Annotated in this window: 7 protein-coding genes and 1 tRNA gene; 1 reads left to right on the top strand and 7 read right to left on the bottom strand. The window is 71.3% G+C overall.

Features of this window, described 5'->3' with window-relative positions:
- Positions 1-166: 166 nt before the first annotated feature.
- The 4 genes from ACFWN7_RS14160 to ACFWN7_RS14145 form a co-directional block, all read right to left on the bottom strand.
- Positions 167-943, bottom strand: a complete 777-nt coding sequence (locus ACFWN7_RS14160; RefSeq protein ID WP_376939462.1) for an alpha/beta fold hydrolase — start codon at positions 941-943, stop codon at positions 167-169.
- On the bottom strand, positions 940-1,542 hold the full coding sequence (locus tag ACFWN7_RS14155) for an isochorismatase family protein (protein ID WP_376939461.1): 603 nt from the start codon (positions 1,540-1,542) through the stop codon (positions 940-942). Before ACFWN7_RS14155 ends, ACFWN7_RS14160 begins: the two co-directional genes overlap by 4 nt.
- 94 nt (positions 1,543-1,636) lie before the next feature.
- The gene (locus ACFWN7_RS14150; RefSeq protein ID WP_376939460.1) at positions 1,637-3,148 is read right to left on the bottom strand and encodes a D-alanyl-D-alanine carboxypeptidase/D-alanyl-D-alanine-endopeptidase; all 1,512 of its coding nucleotides are present in this window, start codon (positions 3,146-3,148) and stop codon (positions 1,637-1,639) included.
- 99 nt (positions 3,149-3,247) lie between these two features.
- The gene (locus ACFWN7_RS14145) at positions 3,248-4,231 is read right to left on the bottom strand and encodes a Gfo/Idh/MocA family protein (RefSeq protein ID WP_376939459.1); all 984 of its coding nucleotides are present in this window, start codon (positions 4,229-4,231) and stop codon (positions 3,248-3,250) included.
- 127 nt (positions 4,232-4,358) lie between these two features.
- On the opposite strand from ACFWN7_RS14145, the gene ACFWN7_RS14140 reads away from it, so the two are divergent.
- A complete protein-coding gene (locus tag ACFWN7_RS14140; RefSeq protein ID WP_376939458.1) occupies positions 4,359-4,712 on the top strand; it encodes a hypothetical protein in 354 nt (117 codons plus the stop codon).
- On the opposite strand, the gene ACFWN7_RS14135 is transcribed toward ACFWN7_RS14140, so the two are convergent.
- The 3 genes from ACFWN7_RS14135 to ACFWN7_RS14125 form a co-directional block, all read right to left on the bottom strand.
- A tRNA-Thr gene (locus ACFWN7_RS14135) sits at positions 4,713-4,785 on the bottom strand. It abuts the gene before it with no gap.
- A gap of 93 nt (positions 4,786-4,878) precedes the next feature.
- Positions 4,879-6,441 carry an alpha/beta hydrolase gene (locus tag ACFWN7_RS14130; RefSeq protein ID WP_376939457.1) on the bottom strand — a complete coding sequence of 521 codons (1,563 nt, stop codon included), beginning with the start codon at positions 6,439-6,441 and terminating at the stop codon, positions 4,879-4,881.
- Positions 6,438-7,646, bottom strand: coding sequence for a DNA polymerase III subunit delta' (locus tag ACFWN7_RS14125; protein WP_376939456.1), 1,209 nt, complete (start codon positions 7,644-7,646; stop codon positions 6,438-6,440). Before ACFWN7_RS14125 ends, ACFWN7_RS14130 begins: the two co-directional genes overlap by 4 nt.
- Between the last annotated feature and the right edge of the window lie 35 nt (positions 7,647-7,681).

Below are 7,681 nucleotides of genomic sequence, written 5' to 3'. Positions count from 1 at the left end.
AGTGCTGACCAGAACACGCCGCTTGACGGCCATTGGTGGCACCTCGCCCGCCGCCACGCCGACCAACCACCCACTTGTTCAGCGGTCTCCTAGCTCCTCGCGCGCTGCAGAAACAGCCGCGACCCGAGTTGCCCGAATCTGCACAGACCCGGGCAACTCGGGCCGATCAGGCGAGGAACGCGATCGCGGCGTCCTTGAAGGCGCGCGCGGTGAGCGTGGAGACGTGGTCGCGGCCCGGGATCGACACGTAGTCGGCGTTCCACTCGAGCGCGAGCTCGCGTGCACCCTCGGGAACCGGGTCGTGCTCGCCGGCGACGAAGAGCACCGGGATCTCACCCGGGATCGCAAGCGGAGCACCCGCGACGCCCTCGATGCAGGCGAGGAGCGCCTCCCGGTCGGCGCCTGCGTCGATCGCCGGCCGGAGCACCTGCTCGATGAGCGGATTCCTCGACGGTTCGTCATCGAGGAGCACCGCCCGCGCCTCCTCGAGGTCCCACGACGCGAAGAGCTCACGCGGACCCGCCCCGCCGACGACGACGCGACGCACGCGCTCGGGGGCGATGCCCGCGAGGTCGGAGACGACCCGGTTGCCCATCGAGTAGCCCACGAGGTCGACCCGGTCTGCGCCCGCCGAGTCGAGCACGGCGACGAGGTCGGCGCCGAGCCGCTCGGGAGCGTACGAGTCCGCGTCGGCGGGCTTGTCGCTCTCGCCGTGCCCGCGGAGGTCGATGGTGATGACGGCCCGGTGCGCGTCGCGGAGCGCGCGCACCCAGCCGGTGCCCTCCCAGGTCACCCGCGCATCGGACGCGAAGCCGTGCACGAGGAGCACCGGCGGCAGCGCGGCATCCGCGTCGCCTCCGCCGTGCACCCGGTAGGCGATCAGCACGCCGTCGGGCGCTTCGGCATGGAGGGTGGGCACGCGAGCGGCGGTCGCACGGCTCACGCGCCGTCCCCCTCGGACGCCCGCGACTCGGTGATGACGGCCCCGGCGTGCCCGAGCTCGGCGAGCGCCGCCGCCGACGATTCCGCCGCGACGCCGGCGACGAGGTCGGTGAACACCCGCACGTGCTGGCCGTGCTCGAGCGCGTCGAGCACGCTCGCCCGAACGCAGTGGTCGGTCGCGAGGCCGACCACGTCGACGTCGGTGATGCCGTGCGACGCGAGCACGTCGTGCATCGAGGCGCCCGCGTCATCCGTGCCCTCGAAGATCGAATAGGCGGGCACCCCCTGGCCCTTGCGGATGTGCACGTCGACGTGCGCCAGGTCGAGCGCCGGGTGGTACTCGGCGCCGGCGGTGCCCTCCACGCAGTGCGGCGGCCAGGTGTCGACGAAGTCGGGCTCGGTGTCGACCGCGAAGTGGCCGCCGTTGTCGTTCTCACCGGAATGCCAGTCGCGGGATGCCACGACGAGCTCGTACCTCCCGCGATGCTGCCCGAGCAGCTCGGCCACGCCGGCCGCGACGGCAGCTCCGCCCTCGACGCCGAGCGCGCCGCCCTCGGTGAAGTCGTTCTGCACGTCGATGATGAACAGGGCCCGGGTCATGGCTGCTCCTTCGCTCGTCGGGCACGCGCTCCCGTGCCGCCGTGCCTCCATTCTTCCAGTCCGCCGGTTCGCGGTCACTGCGGTGAGAGCACGGTCACCGGTTCGAGAGGTTGTCTCCGCAGAGGAAGAAGCCGGTGGTGAGCGTGTCGATCGCCTGCTTCGTGTCGTCGGACACGTCGCCGAGGGCGTAGACCGCGAAGGTGAGCGTCGCGCCGTCCTGCGCCCGTACGACGCCCGAGAGCGTGTAGCCGGTCTCGATCCAGCCGGTCTTCGCCGAGACCGCACCGTCGGCGACGGCGTTGTCGCCCGAGAACCGGTCGCCGTACGAGAGCGAGCCGCGCTGGCCAGATACCGGCAGGCCGTCCATGATGACGCCGAGGTTCGCCTCGCGCGCGTTGATCTTGACGAACAGGCGGGTGAGGTACGACGGCGGCACCGCGTTGTGGTCGCTCAGCCCCGACCCGTCCACGACGGTGATGCCCGTCGTGTCGACGCCGTAGGCGGCGAGCCCCTCGAGCACCCCGGCGTTGATCGCGCCGAAGGTGTTGCCCGCGCCCGTCTCGATCGCGACGAGCCGGACCAGCATCTCGGCCACCGTGTTGTCGGAGACGACGAGCGCCTTGTCGACGAGCTGCGCCACCGTGGGCGAGAGCACCTGCCCGAGACGCTGGGCGCCGGCGGGCGCCGTGCCGCGCTCGATCGTGCCGATGCCGCCGAGTTCGGACGCGAACGCGTCGCCCGCCCGGCCGATCGGGTCGGCGGTGCGCCACGACGTCTCGGCACCCGGGTCGTCGCGGTCTCCGTCGACCATGAGCGCGGCGATGTTCGACATGTACCCGAACTCGCGCTCGACCAGGTCCCAGCTCGGCTCCCACTCGTCGCCGCCGAACAGGCTCGCATCGAGCACGAGCTTCGTGAGCAGCGGATTCGAGGGGTCGGCGTCCCACGCGCTGCGCACCTGCGCGGCGAGGTCGTCGAGGTGCGCGGCATCCGGATACACCGTCTCGGTGCCGCTCGAGGTACGCGAGAGTGTCACGTCACCGCCGCCGACGAGCACGACCGAGCCGGGCTCCGAGCCCTTCACGGCGGTCGTCGCGACCCGATGGTCGGGGCCGAGCACCGACAGCGCGGCCGCCGAGGTCAGCACCTTCATGACGCTCGCCGTGCGCGACGGCGTCGTGCCGCCGCGGTCGTAGAGCACTTCGCCGGTCGTCGCGTTCACGACCTGGGCCTGCAGGTCGGCGAGGCGTCCGTCGGCCGCCCGATCGGCGACCGAGCACGTGCGGATGCGGCTCGCCGCGACGGCGGCGGCCGGCGCAGGGCGGCCGGGGTCCTCGGTCTGAGCGGCGGTCGACGCGGCTGCGACCGCTCGCGTTTCGGCGGGTGCGCTGACGGCGGCGCCCGCGACGACGGCACCGGTGCCGAGCAGCGCGAGCGCGAGCACTCCGCCGGTGATCGAGAGCGCGAGCCGGTGCCTCCTGGCGAACGCGGTGAGGGATGCCCCGGCGCCGGCCTTCATCGTCGTCGTGTTCGCGGGGTCGCCGGACGGGGCGGGCGCGCCCGCGGCCCCTTCGGCGCGCTCAGGGAACGCCGTCTCGTCGATCACCCGGGAATTGTACGCGGTACCCCGGAGCGCAACCTGATGGTCGCCCGGTCTCCGGCAAGGGTGCCCAACCGCACGCCTACCCCCTGCCCCCTCACCCGCTCACTCGCCGGGGTAGCGCAGCCCGATCTCCGCACGGATCGCGTCGAGGGTACCCATGATCGCGACGCTCTCGTCGATCGTGAGGGTGTCGCCACGCAGGTTGCCCTCGGCGACGAGCCGCTCCACCGCCTCGGCCTGGAAGTGCATGCCGCGACCCGCCACCTCGGAGCGGAACTCCTCGAGCACCGCCCCGTCGGCGCCGATCACGCTGAAGCTCGTCGGCGTGTACCAGACCCGGTCGATCTCGATGCGGGCGAGCGTGCCGAGCACCGACGCCGTGTTCGGACCGAGCGTGTCGCTCGCGGACAGCAGGGACGCGACCCGTGCCCCGCCGTAGCCGAAGATCGTCGCGATCTGCGCATCGGCGCCGGTGCGCTTGAACGTGGCGGTCGACTGGATCGTCAACGGGGCGCCGAAGAGGTCCCACGAGAACGAGATGGGGTAGATGCCGAGGTCGAGCAGTGCACCGCCGCCGAGCTCGAGGGCGTTGATGCGGTGCACGGGGTCGTCGGACAGCTTCTGCGTGTGGTCGGCGATGAGCGAGCGAACCTCGCCGAGGGTGCCCTCGGCGATGATCTCGCGGATGCGGACCATGTGCGGCAGGTATCTCGTCCACATGGCCTCGAGCACGAGGAGCCCGCGCTCGGCCGCGAAGTCGGCGAGCTGCTGGGCCTCGCGGGCGTTCAACGTGAACGGCTTCTCGACGAGCACGTGCTTGCCCGACTCGAGCATGAGGCGCGCGCTCGCGGCGTGCAGCGGATGCGGCGTCGACACGTACACCGCGTCGACCTCGGGGTCGGCGGCGAGCGCCGCGTAGCTGCCGTGGGCGTTCGGGATGCCGAACTCAGCCGCGAACCCGTCGGCCGCGGACTGCGACCGCGAGCCCACCGCCTGCACCGTGAAGCCGTTCAGCTTCAGGTCGTTCGTGAAGGCGCGCGCGATGCCGCCGGTCGCGAGGATGCCCCACCGCAGTCGATCCGTCATGGTCGTAGAGCCTAGCGGCGGGGCGACGGGCGCCTACCACGCGCGCGCCGCGTTCGCCCGCGGACTCAGATCCTCGGACGTACGTCAAGGGATTGATCCGCATCCACCCGCTGGGTGATCGTGAGGTATGCATCGGATCACGTATGCCGGAGGTCACTTCACCACCGGCACCGAGATCGCGAGGGCGCTGGTGTCCTACGCGACGGCACTCGCCCAGCAGGGCAGGGCCGGGGCGATCGACATCCCCGTGCGTCACGAAGATGACGGGCAGCTCGGGATCGTGAGCTTCCTGGTCGGTCCCGCGAGCCAGCTCGTGACCGAGGAGATCCACGTCGTCGACGGCGAGGAGGAGATCCGCGACGAACCGTTGCTCGCTCGACTGCGCGCCCTCACCGCAGAACTCGTGCCCATGCGACCGCTGACGGAGCGGCCCGCCGACCACGATGCACCCGTCGACTACGACTGGATGGACGAACTCTAGAGCCGCCTGTGGGAATCGAACCCACGACCTTCTCATTACGAGTGAGACGCTCTGCCGACTGAGCTAAGGCGGCGTGGCATCCGGAATCGCGTTCACGATCCGGTGGCACGAGAGTCCATGTTAGCGGACTTCGCAGGCGTCGATGAACACATCAGCCCTGAACACGTCAGCACATGGGATCGCTCGCGGGCACCGTTCCGTCGATGAAGTACGCCTCGACGGCGTCGCTCACGCACCGGTTCGACTTGTTGTAGGCGGTGTGGCCCTCGCCGTCGTAGCTCACGAGCACGCCGCTCTCGAGTTGGTCGGCGAGCGCGACGGCCCACTCGTAGGGCGTCGCGGGATCGCCGGTCGTGCCGACGACGAGGATCGGCGCCGCGCCCTCGGCGTGGATCGCCTCGCGCTCGGCATCGCCCTGGTGCGGCCAGTTCACGCAGCCGAGGTCGCCGAAGCCGAAGTACGGCCCGATGGTGGGCGCGGCGGCCGCGATCGCCGCAGCCTTCTCGCGCATCACCGCGACGTCGGCCTGGTAGGCGTAATCGAGGCAGTTGATCGCGCGGAACGCCTCGGTCGAGTTGTCGCTGTACGTGCCGTCTTCGTTGCGGCCGTTGTAGCTGTCGGCGAAGGAGAGGGCGAGGTCTGCGTCGCCGAACATGACGGCCTCGAACATCTCGCTGAGATACGGCCACGACACGGCGCTGTAGAGCGGGTAGATGATGGCGGTGATCAGGGTGTCCGCACCGACCAGCCGCCCGTCGGTGCCGCGCAGCGGACTGGCGTCCACCGAGGCGAGGAGCCGCGAGATCTCGCCCATCGCGGTGTCGACCGGCCCGTCGAACGGGCATTCGCTGCCGGTCAGGCAGTCCTCGAGGTAGGCGCGCAACGCCTGCTCGAAACCGACCGCCTGCGCCTCGGTGACCTCTGTCTCACTCGCCGACGGATCGATCGCGCCGTCGAGCACGAGGCGGCCGACCTTGTCGGGGTAGAGCCCCGCGTACGTGGCGCCGAGGAACGTGCCGTACGAGTATCCGAGGTAGTTGAGCCGCTCGTCGCCGAGCACGGCACGCAGCAGGTCGAGGTCGCGGGCTGCGTTCACGGTGTCGACCTCGGCGAGCAGCTCGCCCGTGTTCTCGCTGCAGGCCTCGCCGAACCGGGCCGCCGCCTGGCCCACGAGTTCGATCCATTCGTCGCTCCCGCGCTCGGCGGGCACGATCCCGTAGAGGAAGTCGTCCATCTGCGCGGCGTCGTAACAGGCGACGGACGACGAGCGGCCGACCCCGCGGGGGTCGAACCCGACGACGTCGAACCGCTCCTTCAGCGGCGGGCCGACCGCGTAGTCGAGCGACTCGGCGATGAACTCGTAGCCCGACCCGCCCGGCCCGCCGGGATTCACCAGCAGGGATCCGAGCCGGTCGCCGGTGGCGACGTGGCGCACGAGGGCGAGCTCGATCTCGCCACGCTCGGGGTCGTCCCAATCGAGCGGGGCCTTCGCGGTGGCGCAGCCGAGCTCGTCGCCGCAGCGCTCCCATTCGAGCACCTGCGTATAGAACGGCTCGAGGGCCGCCTCGACGTCTTCGGCCGTCGGCGTCGAGGGAGGGTTCGCGGGGCCCAGGAACGACGACACGCACCCCGTGAGCGCGAGGAGCACGACGAGAACGCCGGCCATGACGCCCGTGCGTCGTGCTCGCGGCATCCGGTGCCTGCGCTGCGTGGTGCGTGCGCCGGTCATGCGGCTCCCCGTTCGGTCGTGGTGGTGCGGATCGCGCTCACGAGCATCGCCTCGAGCGCGAGCGCGGGCTGCACGTTCCCGTCGATGCGCTCGCGTGCCGCCTGGATCGCATCGAGCGTCGCGAGCGTGGTCGCGGGAGTGGCGGATGCCGCCGCTCGCCGCATCTCGCCCTCGAGCTCGAGGTTCACGAGCCCGACGTCGGCGGCGAGCTGGATGAGCAGGACATCGCGATACAACGACGCGAGGTCGACGAGGATGCGGTCGATGCCGTCGCGGAGGCTTCGCGTCGCGCGGCGCTTCTGGTCGTCTTCGAGGGCCTTCAGCTGAGGACGCAGGGCGGGCGGCACGGGCTGGCCGGCTGCCAGGCCCAGGGAGTGGAGCGCGTTCGCCCGTTCCTCGGCGTCGCGAAGCTCGGTGATCGCCTTGGCGTCGTCGCCGGCGATCTCGAGGAACCGCGCCGCGGTCATCACGGCCGTCGCCGCCGATCGCACCTCGAGCGCAAGCCGAAGCGTCTCGGCGCGACGCCGCCTCGCCTCCTCGCTCGTCGCGAGCCGGTGCGCCATGCCGATGTGGCACTGCGCCTCACGGGCGCATCGCTCGGCGAGTTCGGCGTCGACGCCGTCGCGTCGCTCGAGGAGGGCGGCGACCTCGGACACGGTCGGCATCTGCAGCCGCACCGTGCGCACCCGCGATCGGATCGTGGGAATGAGGTCGGCCTCGCTCGGCGCGCACAGGATCCAGACCGTGCGCTCGGGCGGCTCCTCGAGCTCTTTCAGCAGCACGTTCGAGGTCTGCTCGGTCATGCGGTCGGCGTCTTCGACCACGATCACCCGGTGCCGGCCGACGGAGGGCGAGTAGTGCGAGCGCTTCACGATGTCGCGCACGTCGGCGACCTTGATGATGACGCCCTCGGTGGCGAGCACGTGCAGGTCGGGGTGGCTTCGGGCCTCGACCTGGATGCGGGTCGCGTCGTCGCCGTCGGGCGCGCCCGAGATGAGAGCGGTCGCGAAGGCGTAGGCGAGGTTCGACCGACCGGAGCCGGGCGGTCCCGTGATAAGCCAGGAGTGCGTCATCTGCGACGAGGCGCGAGCCGCATCGGCAGCGCCGGCGGCGCCGGCGGCGACGGCCGCGCCGGCCGCCGCCGCGGCCGAACGGAACAGGTCGATCGCCTGCTCCTGCCCGGTCAGCTCACTCCATACGCTCACGCGACCACGCTACCTTTCCCCGCCGACCGTGGCCT

The organism is Agromyces sp. NPDC058484, from assembly GCF_042720415.1.
Classification (GTDB): domain Bacteria; phylum Actinomycetota; class Actinomycetes; order Actinomycetales; family Microbacteriaceae; genus Agromyces.
Note: the sequence above shows the minus strand (reverse complement) of the source record. Positions and strands in the feature narration are given on the sequence as shown.